Here is a 21,488-nt window from a genome sequence, read left to right on the forward strand (position 1 = left end):
CTGTTAACGAATTCCGTTGACCAGTCCCATCATTTGGTCCGCCATCGTAATGGTGCGGGCGTTAAATTGGTAGGACCGCTGCATATTGACGATCTCCGTCATTTCGTTTCCTACATTCACATTGGACATTTCAAGGGCGCCCTGCTTCAAGTCCGTGTTGCCCGGGTTTGCAGCCCGTACCACTTGATTGGTATTTACACCAGCCGGAATTCTAAAATTGTGCCCCGCCGCGATAAACTGCTGGGGGTGGACCGCCTCAACCAGTGCCAATCGGCCGCTGTTGATGATCCTTCCATTATCTAACGTTACCGAAAGATTCCCGTTTTGTCCAATAGAAATTTCTTTATAGTTCTCAGGAATCCGAATCGGTCCATTTTGGCCGATAACCGCATTGCCGTCTGAAGTAACAAGATCCAGCTCCCCCTTGCCGCTGCCTGGCTTCAGATAAAATGCTCCATCCCTCGTATATTCAATACTGTCTTCACCGTCTGTACCCGTCCCCTGAACTTGAAAAAATAATTCAGGCTTTACCAGTGCAAGATCAAGCGCGCGGTCTGTTGTTTTCAATGCCCCCATCTCAAGGTTCAATCCGGTAGTGCCAACCCTTGCTCCACTGCCCGAGCGGATCCCTGCGGGTGTAAGCCGTCCCTGTTCATTCCGTCCGTCCAGTTTGTTGTTGATCTGCTGAAACAACAGGTCGGAAAACTGAACATCTCTTGATTTAAAGCCGGTGGTATTGCTGTTTGCCATATTGTTGGCTGTCGTATCCAGCTTGTGCTGAAGCTGCCCCATCGTTACCGATGCATTAATGATGGATGTGTTCACTAACGTATCCTCCTATCAGATTCTGCCCACTTCATTCGCCGCTTTTTCCATGCTCCTGTCATATGCCTGAAGTACTTTCTGATTGGCTTCAAATGAACGGTAGGCCGACATCATATCTGTCATAGCCTGCTCAGCGTCCACGTTGGAGCGCTCAATAAATCCCTGCTTGATCTGAAAGCCGGTCCCCGTATAAACGGCTGCTGAACCGGGCTGTGTAAGCCTGAACAGGCCGTCTCCTTCCTTGACGAGATCCATTGGATTCGAAATCAGTGAAACACCAATCCTGCCTGCGTTACGGCCCTGATCGAGGATCGTCCCATCCGGGCTGACCGTGAAATTCTCACTTGATACCGTAATCGGGTTTCCTTTCTCATCCAGTATAATGTTCCCTTCTGCAGTCACCAGATGATTAGCGGTGTCCACCGTAAAATGCCCGTTCTTTGTGTATCTTGTCTCTCCGTCTTTCGTCTCAACAGTATAAAACAGTGAGCCAGGTTTTCCGGTTTGTCGGTCCACGGGAAGTGATCCCTGCAAAATAGCGAGATCGGTCCCTATGCCGGTTTCCTGCAGGTCTCCCTGAACAAAATTCGGTACCGCATCTTGTACGTAAACACCTGTGGCCAGATTGCCAATCGGCCGTTGCCCAGCCTTTTGACCTGCCACCCCCTCTGTGCCTCCCATTTGCTGCTGCAGCATGGTTGGAAACGCCCTCAGTGATGTTTGATCGGCTTTATAGCCAGGTGTATTGATGTTGGCAATATTGTTGCTCAGCATTTCCTGCCGCCGCTGCTGAGCAATCATACCGGCCGCTGCTGTATAAAATCCTCTCAGCATAATCGAGCCTCCTCTTTCCGAACAGTCTGTATACGTTTAGTATCGGCAGGTTTTTTTCAATGTGAAGGAAAAAGACAAAAGCCCGCCTTTTTTGGCGGGCTTACATTATCATTTATTTGAATTTTCGCTTTGGCAATTTATCCATGTGTTCGAGCATAAGACCTGTTCCATTGGCCACGGCTTTCATCGGCTCTTCAGCAATAAAAATCGGAACTCTCAATTCTTGTGCAAATAATTGATCAATTCCGTGCAGCAAAGCCCCGCCGCCCGTTAGAATTATACCGCGGTCAATAATATCCGCTGATAACTCAGGCGGTGTTTTTTCAAGCACACTTTTGGCCGCATGCACCATCATCATGACCGGCTCAAGCAGCGCTTGTGTAATTTCTTCCGAACGAATTGTAATGGTACGCGGCAGCCCCGTTACCATGTCCCGGCCCCGGATATCCATTTCTTCATCCCGTGCTCCAGGGAATACAGTAGCCACATTCAATTTAATGTTTTCTGATGTTCTTTCTCCGATCAAAAGCTTGTATTCTTTCTTTATATAATTCAGGATTTCGCCGTCCAGCTTGTCCCCTGCCATTTTTAACGAAGAGGCAGTAACGATATCACCCATGGACAGAACAGCCACATCCGTTGTTCCTCCACCGATATCAACGACCATATTGCCGCTTGGCTGGAAAATGTCCATTCCGGCACCGACAGCTGCCACTTTTGGTTCTTCTTCCAGATAAATCGCCTTGCCGCCGCACTTCTCGGCCGCTTCCCGTATGGCTTTTTGTTCTACAGAGGTAATGTTCGCAGGGGTGCATATCAGTATTCTCGGTTTGGTAAACATGCCCTTTACATTTATTTTATTAATAAAATGTCTTAACATTTGCTCTGTTACTTCAAAATCGGCGATCACGCCGTCTTTCAGCGGGCGGATGGCCACGATGTTGCCGGGGGTCCGCCCCACCATTCTTCGGGCTTCTTCACCGACAGCCAGCACTTTTCCCGTGTTCGTGTCGATTGCGACCACGGATGGCTCATCCAGTACAATGCCTTTTCCCTTTACATAAATCAATACATTGGCCGTACCGAGATCAATACCAACATCCCTTGAAAACATTCAAAAGTCCTCCCTGTATGTTTCAACCAGCACATCTTACAAATTTCGTCAATTTTCGAATTTCTATCCAATAAAACATTCTATCATAACTTTTGTTGAACTGGGAAAAAATATGTTAATTTTTTAAGACATTTTCTTTAAGCATAACTCAGCGGCATGCAGATTTGCATGCCGCTTTCAGGTGAGCCCTCTTATTGGACGACTTCCTCCGCTCCTTTTTTGTATTTTACACGTGTCGCTTCACCACCCCGCAAATGTCTGATGGACTTATGATACTCCAGAATCTCTTTCACATTGTTCGCCAAATCCGGGTTAATCTCAGGTAATCGTTCCGTCAGATCTTTATGAACGGTGCTTTTCGAGACACCAAATTCTTTTGCGATCATACGCACGGTTTTTCTTGTCTCCACGATATACCTTCCTATCTTGATGGTTCGTTCTTTGATGTAATCGTGCACACCACTCGCCTCCCCAAATTGGATGTGAGAGATGCGATAGAGACTTCTATGTTCAAGCTACGCGACCTGTCCTTGTGTGTGTTTTTCATGATGTTTAGAGTGTCCCGTCCCCTTCTCACCGCAGCCATACTACGTCTTCTCACCGCTCACCCTCAAAAGAATTGTAGGTTTTGTATCATCTTATTAAGACGAACGGACATATATGCCAAAATCTCAACTGGGACAAGGAGAAAAGCTGAATCAGGCGTTCAGAGGCAATCAGCATTGGAAGGCTTTTTCATAAAACGCTTTTTGTTTTCTGAAAAAGACTGAAATGATCGAGCCTCTGCCTGCTGGAAGCTAGATCAAGAAAAGCTGAATCAGGCGTTCAGAGGCAATCAGCATTGGAAGGCTTAACCAATCATTTTCATAATCGCAAGACTGCCAAACAACAAATAAGCAGCCTGCGCTATGCAGGCTGCTTATGGTTTTCCTCAATTATCATTGGTTGAGGATTCTTTTGTATTTTCGCTTGTTGAAGAAGATTCTTTTTCCTGTTTTTGCTTAGGAGCTGCGCTGCTGTCTTTTGCAGCGTCAGACTTTTCTTTTTCAACGGAAGCTTTTTCATCTTTTTTGCTTGCTTGTTCTTGCTTGTCCACTTGCTTCTCGATTTGGGAAGCAGACTGGTTCCACGCTGATACAGGATCAACGGCGATTCCGTCTTTGCGGATTTCAAAGTGAGCATGGATTTTAGCATCCTTGTCATACAGGTTCTGGCCGGCAGCACCGACAACTTCACCTTGATTTACCATGTCGCCTTCTTTTACCTTAACGGAAGCAAGCGAAGAGTAGTGAGTGATTAAGCCGTTGGCATGTTCAACCTCTACCACATATCCAAGCTCAGGGTCTTTCACGGATTTTGTAACATTACCACTCATAGCAGCAGTGACATCAAACGTTTTTCCGCTCTCAGTAGCCAGGTCAATTCCTTTGTTTTGGTAGTAGATATTATTATAAAATACGAGAGCAGCTTCTTGTTCTTTTGCTGATGCATCCGGGTTAAAGAATTCTTTTTTGATGACTACGCTTTTTGGATCCTTGGCTGGCATTTTGAAAACTTCCTTGGAAACACTGACCGGTACGGCTTTTTCATTATTTTGGAAAGCACCATTCGGAGTATCTTTAGAATTGGAAGCATCGTTTTGATACCAAAGCACAGAAGCCAGAACGACAGCAGCAAATGCGAGATAGATTGCGGGATATACCCAACGTTTTTTCATGAATTTCCCCATTCTCCTCCCTTTTAGAGGAACTGTTTTTTGGGTTTGCTTTTCTTCATCTTTCATTTTTATCATCACCTCAGCAACCATTCTGAACAGAATTCAGAAAATATATACTTTGGCATGAAAAATTTCCGGAATTTATTTTTCGACAAAAGGAAGAAATTTATGCATGACTTTTTTCAAGAGGGATTGACTTTAGTTCCAGGAGTCTCGCCCCTTTCCCTTCAGTCAACAAATCAATGATGATTTTTACCCCCTGTTCCAAAGAGATGTACAGCAAAAAACCCGGCCAATTGCGCCGGGTTTGATTATTTTTTTACGGTGGATTGTTCTTCCTGGGGATGATAAGCGGTGATGGCGATACCTTTATAATAATACTTGACGATCTCTTTATAATTCTTACCGTCCTTTGCCATTCCGTTGGCACCATATTGGCTCATGCCTACGCCATGGCCAAACCCTTTGGTATCCGCGATTACTTTGTTACCCTTTCTTGTCAGGGTGAAATCTGATGAACGAAGCCCCAGTTTTTCACGGACGTCTTTTCCTTTAAAGGTTTTTCCGCCAATGGTGATGCTGGCAATTCTGTTACCCTCGGTTCTGTTGGTTACCTTACCAATTAATCCATTGTCCTTAATCCCAACTCCCAATTTACTTTCCACCTCTAAAAGAGGAATCTCCTGCTTCTGTGAAAACTTAGGGGTGTTTTTGTCCCAGGGGCTTTTCACACTTTTGAGATAAGGATATTTTGTGCCCCAATAATCCTCACTGTTCTCGGTATATCCATTGCTGGTCGAGAAAAAACTGGCGAAAATGGGCTGTCCGTCGTACGTTAGAATATCTCCCCGGGTTGCTGCTACGGCCTTGGTGATTTTCTGCATCTTCTTCTCATAATCACTGCCCCAGAGCTTTTTCAGCTCATCATCGCTCTTATACACCTGGTAGAGGATGGAATCAGTGACCGCTGCTCCGCCTGGAAGATTCACATCCTTCTTGTTCGCAAGCATACGAGCGATATAGGTTCTCGCTGTCAGCGCCTGTGCTTTTAAGGCTTCCATTTCAAAATCAGCAGGCATTTCCGACGCGACAACCCCTTTTACATAATCTTCGAGCGGCACCTTCTCTACCTTTTCTTCCACTGTCCGGTATACCGGAACAGCCAGGGTAGAAGAAAGCGTTTCTACGGATTTCTGCTGCATTTTCTTTGGCTTTGCTTCTAGCAATTGCGGCGCTTTGGAAGAATAGGGAAGCACGACGAGAGCTGGAATCAGAACAAGAACCAGTACAAAAATAGAGAGAAAGAAGCTGATCGGCTTCAGTCGTATGAACATTCAGGCTGGCCTCCACTAATTTGATTAATCTTTACAATTTATGGAGTACAGCACCCTATTAGAACTTGTTTTTTACTCTATCGTTTTGCTTCATAGAAAAAACCCTGCAGCCATTGCAGGGCTTTCATGCATTTTAATAGACACCTACAGCATCAAATGATTTGTTTACCGCGTTCACTTCTGCTGATCCGGCTCCGTAAAGATCGACCGCTGATTGAACAAGAGCCGCTCTAGCCTGGCTGAACGTCGCATTTGCCGTCAGATAAACCGTGTTGGCACGATAGTACAGGGCTCCAAGCTTGCTGTTTCCAATGCCGGGAACGGTTACGCCATAGTGGGTTCCCCCAACAGCGAGCAAGTAGGCTTGCTTATTGATAATTCCGCTGTTTGTGTGTACGCCTCCGTTATCGCTTGTACCTGTGTATCGCTTGGAGTAATGATCAGGATCACCATACTTTGTGGGATCACTCATGGAGCGGAGTGCATCATTTGCAACCTTTGGCGTATAAATATCCTCACCGATCTCATAATCGGGATTGCGGTTGTCGTAATATTCGACGAGTGTACCAAAGATATCAGAGATGGCTTCATTTAGTGCCCCTGATTCATTTTGGTACACCAAGTCGGAGCTGGTGTCTGTAACCGCATGGGTTAATTCATGGGCTACAACGTCAATTCCCCCGGAAAGAGGAACAAAAGTCGTTCCATCCCCGTCTCCGTAAACCATTTGCGATCCATTCCAGAACGCATTATTGTAATTCCGGCTGTAGTGAACCGTTGATTTTAAAGCGCCGCCTTTATTGTCATAGGAATTTCTTCCGAATACATTTTTATAATAGTCGTACGTGACGCCGGCATAATAGTGAGCATCTACAGCAGGCGCATCATATGTGGCGTTATAAGCATTATCCGCATCGGCCCATAAAGAGCCTGGCAGAGACTGGCGGTTCTTTCCGTCATATGTAAAGATTCCGCTTCCCCTTGTGTTATCCTGAAGGTAATACGTAGAACCGGACAATAAGGTCCTCAATGTTTTGGAATCGCCCAATACACCTTTTCCTGTTCCAGTCGCATTGGTTCCCGTCAGTGTTCCGCCCGGCTTGCCGGCAGCCTGCTGTCCGTGAGCTTCATCAATATTGTTATATTTATTTATAATTTTACCTGTTGCCGCTTCCACAAAATAATTGTAGTTCCCCGGTTCAGGAGAAAGGAAGTTTAAATTGACAAGATAGGCATAGACCGCTTCATTGCCGGATGTATAAACAACGAGATCGGCAGTCGGTGCTTTTTCATAATCAGGCGTGTAGCCTAAATCGCTTACAGCCTTAGCAATGGCTTTCTTTGCAGAAATCTTTTTTGTATTCTTCAGGCCACTCTTTTGTTCAAGGTTTGGGGCCACCGAACCAGATACCGCCTTCAAGACGCCCTCCTTGTCCACTACTGCTGCCTGTGTAGAGCCCCAGACCGGAACCCCTTGATACACTTGCTGAAGTCGCAATACCGTTGATCCGAGCTTGTCTTTCTGTTTAGACGCTACGGTAAATGAATCCTCAGCCTTTTGTGATCCCAATTTATAGGCACTCTTCTGCTGGTTCAAATATCCCAGTACAACCGCTTCCGCTTTGTGCCCTGAAGCTTTAGTCAAACGGCCTGAAACAAATTCCGGCGTTCCTTTTTCCTGGCTGACCTTGAAGCTTGAAAATACATTTTTGGGTGCAGCCAGCGAACTTACCGGAGAAAGTACAGAAGCTGCCATACCGATTGATAACCCTACTGCCAGAGCCTTTTTCTTCATAATCGTATCCCCTTTTTCTAAGTAGAGTGGCAAGGCATTCCACTTGGTAGATTGCCTTGCCATCTAATAGTACACTATTTATTTTTAAATTCACACTATTCCAAAAATTTTGATTATATTTTACTAAACTAATTGTCATCGAATTGCTCCTAAGTCTATATCCCTGTATTTACACAACGAGAATCTGCGATATTGGCACTATTGACATGACACAGACATATAAAAAAGCTTCCCGCAAAAATCGCGGGAAGCTCTCAATATGAATTATGCAAGATTAGATTTTAATGATACCGATTTTTCTTCTTTTTCAACTTTTGGTGACTCTTCATTGACACGCTCAATATCAGCGCCCAGATCACGGAGCTTTTCTGTAAATCTCACGTATCCGCGGTCAATGTGTTTCAGCTCAGTCACTCGTGTATAGCCGTCTGCCACCAATCCGGCAAGAACAAGGGCTGCTCCTGCACGAAGGTCTGTTGCAGCAACTTCAGCTCCCTGTAAAGAAACAGGGCCATTGATGACAGCTGAGCGACCTTCAATTTTGATATCGCCGTTCATGCGTCGGAATTCTTCCACGTGCATAAAACGGTTTTCAAAAACGGTTTCTGTAATGACACTTGTACCGCTCGCCCGAAGAAGCAATGCCATCATTTGTGATTGCATATCTGTCGGGAATCCCGGATGCGGCATCGTTTTAACATCCACAGGCTTTAGTTCTTTTGGCCCGATTACACGAAGACCTTTATCTTCGTCCTTAATTTCGATTCCCATCTCTTCCATCTTGGCAATCAACGGGCGAAGGTGTTCAGAAATGGCGCCTTCTACCAATACGTTTCCTCCGGTAATCGCAGCGGCTACCATATACGTACCTGCTTCGATACGGTCCGGAACAACCGCATGCTCGGCACCATTCAATTCTTCCACGCCTTCAATGCGGATGGTTCCTGTCCCTGCACCCACTACTTTTCCTCCCATGGAGTTGATGTAGTTCGCAAGGCACACAATTTCAGGCTCTTTCGCAACGTTTTCGATAATGGTGGTTCCCTCAGCAAGAGCAGCTGCCATAATGATGTTTTCGGTTGCTCCTACACTTGGGAAGTCGAGATATATTTTCGCGCCTTTTAAACGGCCATCAATGCTGGCTTCGATAAACCCGTTACCAATCTTAACAGTGGCACCCATAGCTTCAAAACCTTTTAAATGCTGGTCGATCGGACGTGATCCGATGGCGCATCCTCCCGGCAAAGCAATTCTAGCAATCCCGACACGCGCAAGAAGCGGTCCCATTACCAGGAAAGAAGCGCGCATTTTACGGACATACTCAAAAGGAGCTTCTGTTTTAAGTGTACCGGAAGCGTCTACTTTGATTTGCCCATTCTCAAACTTAACTTCAATATTTAAATAACGCAAAACCTCGTTAATCGTATATACATCAGCAAGGGTCGGCACATCTTTAATCGTGCTTGTGCCTTTACTGGCTAAAATGGATGCTGCGATGACAGGCAGTACGGCATTCTTTGCTCCTTCAACTTTCACAGAGCCTTCTAACCGCCTACCACCACGGACAATGATTTTTTCCAACGATATTCCCCTCCGCGTCCAATTTCTATATTAATATTCAGACGTAATTATTGGTGTTCCAATTGTGACGGCTGTTTGGCCGCCCATTCCTTGATTTCTGATTGCAATCTGCAGATTCATTGCTTTATGAGCTGTATTAATTTTCTCATCCCAGTGCTTAGTATATGCTGAGATTGATACAAACGTCTCTTCCTTGAGTTGTTCAACAGGAACAGCGGAGAACGTTGTCATGAGCCCAAGCGCTTGTTTATACAAACCAAAATCCATTGTACCATTATGTATCCCAGAGATACAAGAGAAAGTTGAACTTTTTCCCTGAAAATAGGTTGCGACCCTATCCTGGTACATTCGGGCAAATTGCTGGACTTGTACTTTATTCCAGCCCTTTCCTTTTGCCGCATAAACAAGATACGTTGCAAGCTTTCCTTTTTGGGGGTAGGCTACCAGCGTAAGCCGCTCTTTTATGCGTCCTGACGGTGAAATACGCACCCCGGTAATTTTGAAGTGCTCATTCGTATTCAGTCTGCTCCATTTAAATCCTTCAGCTGCATTTTTTAATAATGCCGCTTTTTGACGATACCCATTTACATCTTTCACAAAACCTATACTCCCTTTTGTATAAAGGGACCAATTTTCAACATTTATATTGCTTTGATCCATAGCATGCTTTATTTCTGAAAGCTTGGAAAAGCTTTTCATTTCCTGAGCATGAATGACTTGGTAAGAGTGCAACAAAAATAAAATAACAAAAAACAAAACAATGCTTTTCTTCATATCTTCCACCTGTCCTCTCCTCTATTTCTCATTCTTGCCAGAGGAAAGCACGTTATTCATGGAAGTTGAAGTCATATTCCGACAACATCCCGCAGCTTATTTTGTTAAACATTGCACAATCTTTTGCTTCGACTAAGGTTTCATATGGTTGTTTTTCGTGTTCATTAAAATAAATACTTCAGCTGTGTGGAATAGTTCAAATATGCGAGAAAGAAGTTGCTTACGAGGCTGGCAAGTGCAAGGGTCACGAGTATAAAAAGCACTCTGGCCTGGATCACTTTGCCTTTTCTGATAAATGTGTCGAAATTTAATGCCTGCATGGCCCACCATGTAATTCCAATGAAAAGCAGGTGAACAAGGATATCAAGCAGCGCCTGCTGCCCGGATTGTTCAAACATTTTGTTTCCTCCTTGCCATGTGGGAGTTATTAGCTAACCACCATGATAGCACATGCCAATAGAACGTAGCATAAACTGAATTCTACCACAAAGGAACAGACAAAAGTCCTATTTTTTTAGCTGTTCCCAATATTGACAAATCTGACCGTTATGTAAGCGCTTTATAAAAAACAAAGAACCTGCCTTCTTGGCAGATCCCTTATTTCTGTTCCATTGTCTGGAAAAAATCCGTCAGCTGAAATTGTTCGTAAAAGAAATGCAATGCCGTTCCTGGGAAAATTCCCAAAATGATAGTGGCTGCTGCACACACTACTGTCACAAGAAGCAGCCCTTTTTTATGCTGCAATCTTCCTTCATGATGTTCCGGCCGGAAAAACATTTGTCCAATGATATTGAAGTAATAAAAATATGAAATTACAGTGGTTCCGACGAGTACACCGGCTAATACATAATGGCCTTGGGAGGCGCCAAGTGCATTCATGAAGATGCCGAATTTCCCGATGAAGCCGGCAGTGGCCGGAATCCCTGCCAAGGAAAGTATAAAAATGGTCATGGCGATCGCAAGCCACGGGGAGCGCCGATACAGCCCTGCGAACCCTGAAATGTCATGGGTTTTACTGTGTGCGGTCACTTCCTGGATAACAGCAAAAGCACCAATGTTCATAAACAGGTAAGCCAGCAAATAAAACCAGGTGGTTTCAAAAAGCATCGCTGAGACTGAGACAAACGGAACCAGAATATAACCGGCCTGAGCGATGGAAGAATAAGCAAACAACCGCTTTATATTCCGCTGGCGGAGGGCAACAAGGTTTCCTGCAATCATGGTAGCTCCTGCAAGAAAAGCAAGGTAGGGCTGAACCTGAAACAGCAGCGGGTCTCCCTTAATTCCGGGTGCTGAACTGAAGACAAGCAAGAAAAACCGCAGGATCAGCGCGAAACCGGCTGTCTTGGAGACCACACTCAAAAAAGCGGTAACCGGAACAGGTGATCCCTGGTAAACATCCGGTGCCCACATGTGAAAAGGCGCAGATGCAATTTTGAATGTCAGCCCGGCAAAGGTGATGAGAAAGGCAAACGCGATTAAGAACTGATTTTGCAGAATACTCGTATCCTGCAGAGCATTTCCGATGGTATAAAGGTTCGTTTCACCGGTCAGCCCAAAGATATAACTCATCCCAAACAAGGTAATCGCGGTGGAAATTCCACCTGTTACTACGTATTTAAAAGATGCTTCGTTGGATTCTTTGTCCCGCTTCCGCAGCCCCGCCATTACATACGAAGATAAAGAAAGGAGTTCAAGGCCAATAAACAGCGTGATCATATCAGCACTTGAAGCCATGATCAGACCGCCAAGCAAAGCGGTCAGCACAAGATAATAAAATTCTCCTCGGTATTCCTCTTCGCGGTCCATTTTATAATCATAAGCCAAAATTAAAATCAGCCCTGTTCCCAATAGAAGAATCAGTTTAAACGCTTTTGAAAAGGAATCGAGCCGGTACATATCATGAAACAAGGAAGCGGGTTCATGGCTGAACTGCAGAAACAAAAAGACCGAAGCCAGGACAATCCCGGCGGCAGACAGGATGCCGAGGATCCTGCGGCTTTTTTGCCGGGGCATGAACAAATCCAGCAAAGACAAAAGCAACGCTGTTCCCAGCACAGTAAATTCCGGCGCCATGATCCCCCAATTCATTGAAGTTAAGGTTTGCAAATCCATCGGGCTACCCCCTTAAGCCTAACAAGATTGTATCTAAAACAGTGGTTAGTGATTTGCTCAGAATTTCAGGATAGACCCCGATCAACAGCACGAGGGCCAATAACACAAAAGCGGGAACTTTCTCCAGGACGGTCAGATCCTTAAAAGCGGAATGCGTTTCTTTTTTCGGTCCAAAGGTAACGGCAAGTACAGCACGCAGAATGTAAACCGCAGTCAGGATGATGCCAAGGGCGCCTACCGCTGCGATAATGGGCATCGTTTGGAAAAGACCAACAAAGGCAAGGAATTCACTGATAAACCCTGACATCCCCGGCAAACCAAGAGATGCAAGTCCTCCGGCAAGCAGTACCCCTGCAGTGACGGGCATCGCTGCTGCAAGGCCGCTGAAGTCCTGTATATCCGAAGAGCCGCTTCTCTCGTATAGCACGCCAATCAGAAAGAACAACAGCGCAGAGATAAGGCCGTGAGAGACGAGCTGGAAGATGGCTCCCTTCACACCCGCTTCGTTCATGGCTGCCAGCCCAATCAGCACAATGCCCATATGAGATACGGATGAATAGGCGAGTACTTTTTTCAGATCGGTTTGAACGATGGCCAGAAAAGCACCGTACAACAGATTGATCACACCCACGATGGCAATTAAAACACCCAGTTTCTTAAATTCTTCAGGAAAGAAGCCCATACCGAACGTGAAAAGCCCATAAGCTCCAATCTTCAGGAGAATTCCGGAGTGAAGCATGACAATGGGAGGCGGTGCCTGAACGTGAACCCTGAGCATCCACGTATGAAGCGGAAAGATGGGAAGCTTGATCCCAAACGCAATCAGCAGCGAAACAAGCACAGACAGACGGAACGTGCTTCCTGCAACGGCTGCTCCATCCGGGCTTGCCAGTATTTTTGTCAATTCTCCATAATTCAGAGTACCTGTTTTCATGAACAGAGCAACAAAGACAATCAGCAGAATCGCTGAACCGATTCCGTTATAGATTAAAAAGCTGTAGGCCGCTTTTTCCCTGTCGGCATATCCCCATCGTCCAATAAGAAAGAACATGGGAATCAGCGTGATTTCAAAGAAGATGAAGAATAAAAATAAATTTTGGGAAGCAAATACGCCCAGCATGCCCAGTTCCAGGATCAAAAAGAAGATGAAAAAGCTTTTTGAAGCATTCTTCATGTTCCACGAGGCGAGCGCTGCAAGAAAGGATACAACTGCCGTTAATATCAACAGAACGAGAGAAAGGCCGGTAATGCCCAGTTCGTAGTTGATTTTCAGCTGCATGCTTCCATTGAGGCCTTCCAATGTGTAGGAAATCCAGTTTGCCTGCTCGGTCATCTGAAGACCTGAAACAGAGGAGTGAAAACCGGCCGCGGCAATCAGAACGAGGATCAGCGGCAGAAGCGTACCGAACAATCCGGCAAGCTTGATGGCCCTCTCGTTTTTCCATGAGAGAAAGCTTAATGCAAGGATGCCGACGAGTGGTGAGAATACGAGCAGGGACAGTATATGACTCATGAGAAATACCCCCCTGAAACGGCAAAGATTAACAGCAGAAGAACCAAGCCGGCAAGAGCGATGGCTCCGAACCTCTGCACCTGGCCATTGTGGAATTCCGACCCTTTTTTACTTACCCAGTGAACAAGCCCTGCTGTGCCGTTGACAGCCGCTTCCACCAAATACCGGTCGACATAGCTCCAAAAATAGCCGAAAACTGTGGTCCCTCTGATTACCGTAGCCTGATAGATTTCATCTGCATAATACTTGTTGTAGATGAGGGAGCTTAACGAAGGGAAGGAACGGGACAGCCAGTCTCTGGCCAGTGTTTTCTTCCCGTACATCACATAAGCAAGAGCAATCCCTGCCAAAGACAGAACAACGGCAAGAATCGGGATCCATACGGGGCCGTGCACTTCTTCCGTTGAAAGCGTTACAGGTCCCTGGCTCAGGTAATCATTTAAAAACGAGCCAAACCATGGGGTATTCAAGTACCCGGCCACGATCGCAAGCAGCCCCAGTACAAGCATGGGAACCTTCATGGACATTTCGGACTCTTTTACTTCCTGTGTGCCCTTGTCAGAATCCCCGGAGAATACCATGAAAAACAGCCGGAACATATAGAACGCGGTAAAAAAGGCGGCGATCACCGCCAGGGTAAATAAAACATACCTTCCGTTCTCATAGGTCGCCATCAAAATTTCATCCTTACTGAAAAAACCGGAGAACAGAGGAAAACCGGAAATCGATAGGGCGCCAATCAAAAAAAGAGGAGCAGTGACTTTCAGCTTGTTCCACAGTCCGCCCATTTCTTCAATGTTTTGCGTATGTACTGCATGGATGACACTGCCTGCGGCAAGGAAGAGCAGCGCTTTAAAAAAGGCATGTGTCATTAAATGAAAGATTCCGGCTGTATAGCTCCCCGAGCCAAGAGCGAGCATCATATAACCGAGCTGGCTGACTGTCGAATAAGCGAGCACCCGTTTAATATCTTTCTGCATTAAACCAATGGATGCCGCAAAGACGGCGGTTATCCCACCTACCACTGCGACTGTGGTCATCGCTGCGGCGGATGCTTCAAACAGCGGGTACATGGAAGCCACCAGATAGACACCTGCAGCTACCATTGTTGCTGCGTGAATGAGCGCAGATACCGGGGTCGGGCCTTCCATGGCATCCGGAAGCCAGGTATGGAGAGGAAGCTGGCCTGATTTTCCGACGGCTCCAACAAAAATCAGAATGGCTGTCAGCGTAATCATGTCCGGTGAAATGCTTTTATTTCCTATCGCTTTGAAAATCTCATCGTATTCGAAGCTTCCCGTTTGCCAGAATAAGAGAATAATGCCAATAAACAGACCGACATCCCCGATTCTGGTCATAATAAACGCTTTTTTAGCAGCTGCCTTTGCTTCCGGCTTAAAGTAATAGTAACCGATCAGCAAAAACGAACCGAGCCCGACGAGCTCCCAAAAAATGTAGACCTGAAGCAAGTTTGGTGACATTACAAGGCCGAGCATGGCAAAGGTGAACAAACCAAGATAGGCAAAAAACACATGAAAGCGGTCATCTCCGTGCATATAGCCTTTGGAATACAAATGCACGAGAAAGCTTACAAGCGAGACGACAACAAGCATCAATGCATTCAGCGGGTTAATCTCAAACCCCATTGTTACAGGATGGTTTCCGATATTTAGCCACAGTCCTTCTGCTTTATAGGACTCTCCCCCCCATTGGCCGGCCATGACTATGACAGACATGACCAGAGAAAGAAAAGTTAATAGAATACCAGCATAAGCAGAGGCTTCCTTTAACTTTTTCCCAAAAAGTAAAAGAAGGATGAAGGATAGCAGCGGTAACAGTGGTATAAGCCAGGCATTCTGCATCATCATTTCCAACCCCTTTTTAGCGCTTCATAATATCCATTTCATCCACATTAACAGTCTTGCGGTTACGATACAGAGCCATTAAAATGGCAAGGCCCACTGCAGCTTCAGCAGCAGCAACCGTTATGGTAAACAACGAAAAAATCTGCCCTGTAAGACCCGGATTTACTCCATATTTCGCAAAAGCCACCAGATTAATATTCACTGCATTCAGCATCAATTCAATGGAGATTAATACAATCACCGCGTTGCGCTTGGTGAGAGCGCCAAACAATCCGATACAAAACAAAATGAGCGCAAGCACCAGGTAGACCGATAAAGGAATCGTACTCATTTGCCTGCCTCCTTCTCATCATCCCTTTTTGCAATGACAATAGCGCCGATTAAGGCTACGAGAAGCAAGACCGATGTTAATTCAAAAGGAATGACATATTTTGAGTAAAGCTCAACGCCAATTTTTTTCGTGTTATCAATATGAAGGTCGGTCGCCGGATTTCCAAGGCTCAGACGGTTAATACCAAAAAACATGATCAGGAAAAAAACAAGGATTCCTGCTCCCGACAATAAAACGGTCATTTTTGGCAATTTCCATTCCGTCATTCCCTCATGCCGGGTCAGCATGATACCAAACAGCATAATGATCGTAATAGCCCCCGAGTAGATCAGCACCTGTACGGCAGCCACAAACTCGGCGGAGAGCGTAATATAAATTCCCGCGATGGCGAGAAAAGTAAATACGAGCGCAACCACCATATGAATGACGTTGGACATATTGATCATCATGACTCCGCCTGCAATTGCCGTTAACGCAAGGATAAAAAAAGCAATCATCTCACCGGTCATGCTTTATTCTCCTTCCTTACGTTATTGTCGTTTTCATCCAGCCAGACCAGGTCTTTAAACAATTCATCCCGACTGTATTCCGCCAATTCAAAGTTGTTCGTCATAACAATCGCCTCAGTCGGGCAAACCTCTGTACACAAGTCACACAAAATGCAAATTTCAAAGTTGATATCATACGTATCAATGATTTTCCCCTTTTTGCCCGGATCAGGATGGGGTTTTCCAGTAAGCTGAATGCAGTCTGTCGGGCAGATGTTTGCACATTGGTTACAGACAATGCATTTTTCCGGATAGAACTTCTGAATGCCCCTGAACCGGTCAGGCATTTGAAGAGGAACATCCGGATACTGTGTTGTCACGTTCTGCTTTGTTAAGTTGCTGAGTGTATATTTCAAGCCTTTCGCAAGACCCTTCATTATGCACCACTCCTATTCTGCAGATTGCCTATCTTAAAAAAAGTTCCTTTACCACAGCACTTACAAAAATATTGAGAAGAGCAACCGGCAAAAGAACCTTCCAGGCGAATTCCATCAGCTGGTCTGCTCTTAATCGGGGCATGGTGCCGCGTACCCAGATCATAAAGAAAACAATTAGGCTGAATTTAAGGGCAAACCAGATGATTCCCGGGATGAATCCCAAGAACGGAACAGGATTCCATCCGCCTAAGAATAGAACGGTCGTCAGGGCTGCCATCGCAAACAGATACACATATTCAGTCAGCATGAAAAACGCCCAGCGGAAGCCTGAGTATTCCACATGATACCCGGCAACCAGCTCTGATTCAGCTTCCGGCAAATCAAACGGCGTCCGGTTCAATTCGGCAATGGAGGAAATGAGAAAAACGATAAATCCCAGTGGCGACAAAAACATGTATGCCACCGTTTTCTGCCCCTCGACAATCTCTGTCAGGTTCAGGCTTCCGCTGAACATAATCACGCCGACAACCGAGACGACGAGAGGAATTTCGTAGGATATCATCTGGGCGGCTGACCTCATCCCCCCAAGCAGGGAATATTTATTGTTGGAGGCCCAACCCGCCATCAAAATCCCCACTGTGGTAATACCAGATATGGCTATGTAATACAAAAGACCAATGCTAAGATCGGAAAATTTCAGATGATCGGAAAAAGGAATGGCCGAAAGTACCATAAAGGCCGGAGCAAACGCAAGAACAGGAGCCAATACGAAAAGCGGTTTGTCCGCTGCCTTTGGAATGGTATCTTCCTTGATCAGCAGCTTCATTACGTCAGCTACTGTCTGCAACAGCCCGAATCGCCCTCCGACCCGGTTTGGCCCGGGGCGAAGCTGCATAAAGCCAAGCACTTTCCGCTCAGCAAGGATGGCATACGTTACAAAACCAAGGACGATCACCAGGAGGCATGCTCCCAATCCAAAAAAGATAGCTGCATGAATCCACCCTGGGGGCGAGGTTAACAAGTCATTTACCATCAGCCGTCCACCTCCCCTAACACGATATCGATACCGCCGAGAATGGTAATCAGGTTGGAGATATTTTCACCAACAAGAAGCTTGGGCAGGATCTGAAGATTGTAGAAGGAAGGCCTCCTGAACTTCAGGCGGTACGGCTCCTTTTTCCCTTCCGATGCAATATAGCAGCCAATTTCTCCCCGCGGAGACTCAATCCGCACAAAGGCTTCTCCTTTAGGCGGTTTAATGATTTTGGGCACCTTGGCCATAACCTCTCCGGTTTCCGGAAATTGTTCGACAGCTTGTTCAATGATCTTCAGAGATTCCTCGATTTCCGCCATTCTGCATTGATAGCGCGCCCAGGCATCGCCACTGTCAAACGCGGGAACGTCAAATGTAAACCGATCGTAAAGGGAATAGGGTTCGTCTTTTCTGAGATCCCATTCAATTCCTGTACACCGGAGGTTCGCTCCGCTCAGCGAATAATCCAGCGCTTCTTCTTTGGAATAAAATCCAATTCCCTTCACACGGTTCAAAAAGATCTCATTTCCCGTCACCAGATCATGATATCCTGCAAGCTGTTCCCGCATGTAAGGCACAAAATCCCTGACTTTTTCGATCCATCCTTCAGGAGCGTCCCATTTTACACCGCCGATTCGCATGTAATTGAATGTCAGGCGGGCTCCGGAGATCTCATTTAAAAAGCCGATAATGGCCTCTCTTTCGCGGAAGGCATAGAGAAACGGGCTCATCGCGCCAATATCAAGCAGATAGGTTCCAAACCAGACCAGATGGCTTGCAACCCTGCCAAGTTCCATCACCAAAACACGAAGATAATCGGCACGCTCAGGGATTTCGATATTCATCATGGTTTCCACCGCGTGACAAATCACATAGTTGTTGGTCATGGCTGCCAGATAATCCATTCGGTCGGTATACGGGATAATTTGTGTGTATTGAAGGTTTTCGGCCAGCTTTTCAGTTCCTCTGTGAAGGTAACCGATGACGGGATTGGCTTCAACAATGGTCTCTCCATCTATTTTCAGAACGATCCGGAAAACCCCATGAGTACTGGGGTGCTGCGGGCCGACGTTCAACAGCATTTCTTCGGTGCGGATCACTGGCTACACCTCCACGTCATAGGGTTCGTAGTCTTTGCGGAGCGGATGTCCGATCCAATCATCCGGCATCATAATTCTTGTTAAATTCGGATGCCCTTTGAAGGTAATTCCGATCAGGTCATATGCTTCTCGTTCGGGCCAGTCGGCGCCCGCCCATAACGGAGCCAGGGAGTCGATGACCGCTTCTTCTCTGTTGATCTTAACTTTAAGTGCCGCGGGACAACGATGTGAGTAGGAGTAAAAATGGGTGTACACTTCCAGGTGAGTCTCAAAATCTGTGGCATGAAGTTCTGATAAATAATCAAAACGAAGTTCTTCGTGGTGTTTTAGCAACCGGGCGATTTTAAAATATGTATCCGGTTTGGCAACCAGAGTCGGGACATCCTTGGATAACACATTGATGTAGCTGTCTTCCAGTGCGTCTTCCCCCAAATCTTTTTGAATGACGGCTTTATACTTATCCAAGAGCGGCTGAAGAGGGGAAGGCTTTTGTTCCTCGGCAGGTTCATCAGCCGTTTTTGCGGCGGCGGCCGCTTTGGCCCGCGCCGCAGCGGCTGCTTTGGCTTTAGCTGCTGCTATCGCTTTCGCTTTTTCATCGGATGCATCAGAGGTGTCTGCCGCTCCGCCCCTGGAGGCTTTTGCTTTCGCAGCAGCTGCTGCTTTGGCCTTTGCCGCTGCGGCGGCTTTCGCTTTTGCGGCAGCGAGAGCTTTTTCGTCTTCTGTGGCCGCTCCGTCTGACGCGCCTTCACGGGCGGCTTTTGCTTTCGCAGCAGCGGCTGCTTTGGCCTTTGCCGCTGCGGCAGCCTTCGCTTTGGCTGCAGCGAGAGCTTTTTCGTCTTCTGTGGCCGCTCCGTTTGACGCGCCTTCACGGGCGGCTTTTGCTTTCGCGGCAGCTGCTGCTTTCGCCTTTGCCGCTGCTGCAGCCTTCGCTTTGGCGGCAGCAAGAGCTTTTTCCTTTGCTAACTCATCTTCTGGTTCATTGCTCTCTTCTGCAGGTTCACTTTTTTCTTTCTTTTCCTGCGCTCTTTGCCTGGCAAGTTCCAGTGCTTTCGCCTTCGCTTCAGCGGCTGCACGCTTTTTCAACTCTTCCTTTGATAACGACTCATCGGATTCAGGCGGTGTTCCATCATGTTCGTTTGCCATTACATCACCTTCTTCCCTGTCTTCGCTTCATACCGGATCTTTTCCTGCAATTTATTGATTCCATAAATCAAAGCGGCGGGATTGGGTGGGCATCCAGGGATATACACGTCAACCGGCACAATCTGGTCCACTCCCTTAACAACCGCATAGGACTTAATATAAGGACCTCCAGCCGTTGCACAGGAACCCATGGCAATGACCCACTTCGGCTCGGGCATTTGATCGTACAGCCTTTTCAGCACCGGGGCCATTTTTTTCGTTACGGTTCCCGACACAATCATCACATCCGACTGACGCGGAGATGTCCTGAATATGCTTCCAAAACGGTCAAGGTCATAATGAGAGGAGCCGGTCCCCATCATTTCAATGGCACAGCAGGCCAGGCCGAATGTCAGAGGCCAAAGGGAATTGCTTCTGGCCCAGGCTTTAATTTGTTCAAGGGTGGTTAAAAATATATTGCGTTCAAGCTCTGCTTTTTCTTCAGGGGAAATATCGGAAAGCTTCAGATCCATTTCAGCACCTTCTTTTTCCATGCGTATAGTAAACCAAGCGCAAGCATCACAATGAAAATACCCATTTCGATCAGCGCAAAGGCACCCAGATGATCATAAGCGACTGCCCACGGATACAAAAATACGGTTTCCACATCAAAAATGACAAACATGAGAGCAAACAAATAATAACGTACATTAAATTGAATCCAGCTTTGATGAAAAGGTTCTATTCCGCTTTCATAGGTGGTGTACTTTTCCTTTGTTGGCTTATATGGGCGAAGCAGCCTGCCTGCAGTTAAAGCTCCCACAGGCAAAAGAATACCCAGCACAAGAAAGACGGCAACTACAAGATAATTGTTTTGGTAAATGTGGATAGCGTCCATCTCTTACCCCCAAATCATCTGAATTTTTTAAACATTATGTAACCGTCTTCATTATAGCAAATTCCAATATTTGTGTCGACAATACGGAGGTAGCAGGAGTTCTGCCCCACTATAGAGTATATGTGCTTGTTCAGCAGGTAGAAGACGTTCAGTCTTGAGCGGATGGAATCCCCATGCTACATTGAAAAAAGGGAGGGAGGACATGGACACCAGAAAGAAAGCTGAAAAGCAGTGGGCCCAACAGAAATACGAAGTGATGGCAAAAAGCTATCGTTTTTACAGCAGCATCAGAGACCGATTCCGCGAAGCAAAAGAGGAAAAAGATTATTTAACGATTTTGGAAGAGCTAAAAGAATTGGAACAGGTACCGTATACCAAAAAAGGATTCAATAATACAGCCCAGCACGTATGGGGCTATTTTAAAAAGGTGGCCACACAGGAGGAAAAGGACGAGTTCTTTGAACGGCTGGAGAACTGCTCATCACTTCCTGATCAATTTGACAAAGGGGAGCCTGCAGCTGAACATCTGCTGAGCTATATCAAAGAAACACTTTTGATCTCCCACCCCCAACCTTATTTAAATCAATCCTCCATACTAAAATAGGGTGCCGG

22 protein-coding genes are annotated in these 21,488 nt (G+C 46.2%); 1 reads left to right on the top strand and 21 read right to left on the bottom strand.

Annotation, left to right across the window (positions count from 1 at the left end):
- Nucleotides 1–3: 3 nt before the first annotated feature.
- The 21 genes from QNH15_RS24875 to QNH15_RS24975 all read right to left on the bottom strand — a co-directional run bounded on the left by QNH15_RS24875 (nt 4) and on the right by QNH15_RS24975 (nt 20,876).
- Nucleotides 4–825, bottom strand: coding sequence for a flagellar hook-basal body protein (locus QNH15_RS24875; protein ID WP_283891414.1), 822 nt, complete (start codon nt 823–825; stop codon nt 4–6).
- Between the two features lie 15 nt (nt 826–840).
- Nucleotides 841–1,659: a flagellar hook-basal body protein gene (locus tag QNH15_RS24880; protein ID WP_283891416.1), complete on the bottom strand. Its 819-nt coding sequence runs from the start codon at nt 1,657–1,659 to the stop codon at nt 841–843.
- Between the two features lie 112 nt (nt 1,660–1,771).
- Nucleotides 1,772–2,773, bottom strand: coding sequence for a rod shape-determining protein (gene mreB / locus QNH15_RS24885; protein ID WP_283891418.1), 1,002 nt, complete (start codon nt 2,771–2,773; stop codon nt 1,772–1,774).
- A 191-nt stretch (nt 2,774–2,964) separates the two neighbouring features.
- Entirely contained in the window at nt 2,965–3,231 is a 267-nt protein-coding gene (spoIIID, locus tag QNH15_RS24890; protein ID WP_026677325.1) for a sporulation transcriptional regulator SpoIIID, read from the bottom strand.
- A gap of 473 nt (nt 3,232–3,704) precedes the next feature.
- Nucleotides 3,705–4,580, bottom strand: coding sequence for a stage II sporulation protein SpoIIQ (gene spoIIQ / locus QNH15_RS24895; RefSeq protein ID WP_488259959.1), 876 nt, complete (start codon nt 4,578–4,580; stop codon nt 3,705–3,707).
- Between the two features lie 221 nt (nt 4,581–4,801).
- Nucleotides 4,802–5,824 (bottom strand): stage II sporulation protein D, encoded by a 1,023-nt coding sequence (gene spoIID / locus QNH15_RS24900; RefSeq protein WP_283891420.1) that lies wholly within the window; start codon nt 5,822–5,824, stop codon nt 4,802–4,804.
- Nucleotides 5,825–5,957: 133 nt separating this feature from the next.
- Nucleotides 5,958–7,619 carry a M4 family metallopeptidase gene (locus QNH15_RS24905; protein WP_283891421.1) on the bottom strand — a complete coding sequence of 554 codons (1,662 nt, stop codon included), beginning with the start codon at nt 7,617–7,619 and terminating at the stop codon, nt 5,958–5,960.
- A gap of 264 nt (nt 7,620–7,883) precedes the next feature.
- Nucleotides 7,884–9,200, bottom strand: a complete 1,317-nt coding sequence (gene murA / locus QNH15_RS24910) for a UDP-N-acetylglucosamine 1-carboxyvinyltransferase (RefSeq protein WP_283891422.1) — start codon at nt 9,198–9,200, stop codon at nt 7,884–7,886.
- A 30-nt stretch (nt 9,201–9,230) separates the two neighbouring features.
- The gene (locus QNH15_RS24915; RefSeq protein ID WP_283891423.1) at nt 9,231–9,956 is read right to left on the bottom strand and encodes a YwmB family TATA-box binding protein; all 726 of its coding nucleotides are present in this window, start codon (nt 9,954–9,956) and stop codon (nt 9,231–9,233) included.
- A 182-nt stretch (nt 9,957–10,138) separates the two neighbouring features.
- Nucleotides 10,139–10,372, bottom strand: coding sequence for a DUF1146 family protein (locus tag QNH15_RS24920; RefSeq protein ID WP_283891425.1), 234 nt, complete (start codon nt 10,370–10,372; stop codon nt 10,139–10,141).
- Between the two features lie 199 nt (nt 10,373–10,571).
- On the bottom strand, nt 10,572–12,089 hold the full coding sequence (gene nuoN, locus QNH15_RS24925) for an NADH-quinone oxidoreductase subunit NuoN (RefSeq protein ID WP_283891426.1): 1,518 nt from the start codon (nt 12,087–12,089) through the stop codon (nt 10,572–10,574).
- Nucleotides 12,090–12,093: 4 nt separating this feature from the next.
- Complete coding sequence (locus tag QNH15_RS24930) at nt 12,094–13,602, bottom strand: complex I subunit 4 family protein (protein ID WP_283891428.1); 1,509 nt, start codon at nt 13,600–13,602, stop codon at nt 12,094–12,096.
- Nucleotides 13,599–15,467: an NADH-quinone oxidoreductase subunit L gene (gene nuoL / locus QNH15_RS24935; RefSeq protein ID WP_283895756.1), complete on the bottom strand. Its 1,869-nt coding sequence runs from the start codon at nt 15,465–15,467 to the stop codon at nt 13,599–13,601. The genes QNH15_RS24930 and nuoL overlap by 4 nt, the downstream gene beginning before the upstream one ends.
- 16 nt (nt 15,468–15,483) lie before the next feature.
- Nucleotides 15,484–15,798: an NADH-quinone oxidoreductase subunit NuoK gene (gene nuoK, locus QNH15_RS24940; RefSeq protein WP_061973596.1), complete on the bottom strand. Its 315-nt coding sequence runs from the start codon at nt 15,796–15,798 to the stop codon at nt 15,484–15,486.
- Nucleotides 15,795–16,307: an NADH-quinone oxidoreductase subunit J gene (locus QNH15_RS24945; protein ID WP_283891429.1), complete on the bottom strand. Its 513-nt coding sequence runs from the start codon at nt 16,305–16,307 to the stop codon at nt 15,795–15,797. Before QNH15_RS24945 ends, nuoK begins: the two co-directional genes overlap by 4 nt.
- A complete protein-coding gene (nuoI, locus tag QNH15_RS24950) occupies nt 16,304–16,723 on the bottom strand; it encodes an NADH-quinone oxidoreductase subunit NuoI (RefSeq protein WP_090236573.1) in 420 nt (139 codons plus the stop codon). The genes QNH15_RS24945 and nuoI overlap by 4 nt, the downstream gene beginning before the upstream one ends.
- A gap of 28 nt (nt 16,724–16,751) precedes the next feature.
- Nucleotides 16,752–17,756, bottom strand: a complete 1,005-nt coding sequence (gene nuoH / locus QNH15_RS24955; RefSeq protein WP_283891430.1) for an NADH-quinone oxidoreductase subunit NuoH — start codon at nt 17,754–17,756, stop codon at nt 16,752–16,754.
- Nucleotides 17,756–18,856: an NADH-quinone oxidoreductase subunit D gene (locus tag QNH15_RS24960; RefSeq protein ID WP_061973588.1), complete on the bottom strand. Its 1,101-nt coding sequence runs from the start codon at nt 18,854–18,856 to the stop codon at nt 17,756–17,758. The genes nuoH and QNH15_RS24960 overlap by 1 nt, the downstream gene beginning before the upstream one ends.
- A 3-nt stretch (nt 18,857–18,859) precedes the next feature.
- Nucleotides 18,860–19,999, bottom strand: coding sequence for an NADH-quinone oxidoreductase subunit C (locus QNH15_RS24965; protein ID WP_283891431.1), 1,140 nt, complete (start codon nt 19,997–19,999; stop codon nt 18,860–18,862).
- Nucleotides 19,999–20,511 carry a NuoB/complex I 20 kDa subunit family protein gene (locus QNH15_RS24970; protein WP_283891432.1) on the bottom strand — a complete coding sequence of 171 codons (513 nt, stop codon included), beginning with the start codon at nt 20,509–20,511 and terminating at the stop codon, nt 19,999–20,001. Before QNH15_RS24970 ends, QNH15_RS24965 begins: the two co-directional genes overlap by 1 nt.
- The gene (locus QNH15_RS24975) at nt 20,502–20,876 is read right to left on the bottom strand and encodes an NADH-quinone oxidoreductase subunit A (RefSeq protein ID WP_090239712.1); all 375 of its coding nucleotides are present in this window, start codon (nt 20,874–20,876) and stop codon (nt 20,502–20,504) included. The genes QNH15_RS24970 and QNH15_RS24975 overlap by 10 nt, the downstream gene beginning before the upstream one ends.
- Nucleotides 20,877–21,078: 202 nt before the next feature.
- Here QNH15_RS24975 and QNH15_RS24980 point away from each other — a divergent pair, with 202 nt between their 5' ends.
- The gene (locus tag QNH15_RS24980) at nt 21,079–21,480 is read left to right on the top strand and encodes a DUF1722 domain-containing protein (protein ID WP_283891436.1); all 402 of its coding nucleotides are present in this window, start codon (nt 21,079–21,081) and stop codon (nt 21,478–21,480) included.
- Nucleotides 21,481–21,488 lie beyond the last annotated feature (8 nt).

The organism is Fictibacillus enclensis (genome assembly GCF_030123385.1).
GTDB lineage: Bacteria > Bacillota > Bacilli > Bacillales > Fictibacillaceae > Fictibacillus_C > Fictibacillus_C enclensis.

Coding starts and splice junctions, on each gene's coding strand:
- QNH15_RS24880 (WP_283891416.1), bottom strand. CDS start 1,659: ATGCTGAGAGGATTTTATACAGCAGCGGCCGGTATGATTGCTCAGCAG.
- mreB (WP_283891418.1), bottom strand. CDS start 2,773: ATGTTTTCAAGGGATGTTGGTATTGATCTCGGTACGGCCAATGTATTG.
- spoIIQ (WP_488259959.1), bottom strand. CDS start 4,580: ATGGTTGCTGAGGTGATGATAAAAATGAAAGATGAAGAAAAGCAAACC.
- spoIID (WP_283891420.1), bottom strand. CDS start 5,824: ATGTTCATACGACTGAAGCCGATCAGCTTCTTTCTCTCTATTTTTGTA.
- QNH15_RS24905 (WP_283891421.1), bottom strand. CDS start 7,619: ATGAAGAAAAAGGCTCTGGCAGTAGGGTTATCAATCGGTATGGCAGCT.
- QNH15_RS24920 (WP_283891425.1), bottom strand. CDS start 10,372: ATGTTTGAACAATCCGGGCAGCAGGCGCTGCTTGATATCCTTGTTCAC.
- nuoN (WP_283891426.1), bottom strand. CDS start 12,089: ATGGATTTGCAAACCTTAACTTCAATGAATTGGGGGATCATGGCGCCG.
- QNH15_RS24930 (WP_283891428.1), bottom strand. CDS start 13,602: ATGAGTCATATACTGTCCCTGCTCGTATTCTCACCACTCGTCGGCATC.
- nuoL (WP_283895756.1), bottom strand. CDS start 15,467: ATGATGCAGAATGCCTGGCTTATACCACTGTTACCGCTGCTATCCTTC.
- nuoK (WP_061973596.1), bottom strand. CDS start 15,798: ATGAGTACGATTCCTTTATCGGTCTACCTGGTGCTTGCGCTCATTTTG.
- QNH15_RS24945 (WP_283891429.1), bottom strand. CDS start 16,307: ATGACCGGTGAGATGATTGCTTTTTTTATCCTTGCGTTAACGGCAATT.
- nuoI (WP_090236573.1), bottom strand. CDS start 16,723: ATGAAGGGTCTTGCGAAAGGCTTGAAATATACACTCAGCAACTTAACA.
- nuoH (WP_283891430.1), bottom strand. CDS start 17,756: ATGGTAAATGACTTGTTAACCTCGCCCCCAGGGTGGATTCATGCAGCT.
- QNH15_RS24965 (WP_283891431.1), bottom strand. CDS start 19,999: ATGGCAAACGAACATGATGGAACACCGCCTGAATCCGATGAGTCGTTA.
- QNH15_RS24970 (WP_283891432.1), bottom strand. CDS start 20,511: ATGGATCTGAAGCTTTCCGATATTTCCCCTGAAGAAAAAGCAGAGCTT.
- QNH15_RS24975 (WP_090239712.1), bottom strand. CDS start 20,876: ATGGACGCTATCCACATTTACCAAAACAATTATCTTGTAGTTGCCGTC.
- QNH15_RS24980 (WP_283891436.1), top strand. CDS start 21,079: ATGGACACCAGAAAGAAAGCTGAAAAGCAGTGGGCCCAACAGAAATAC.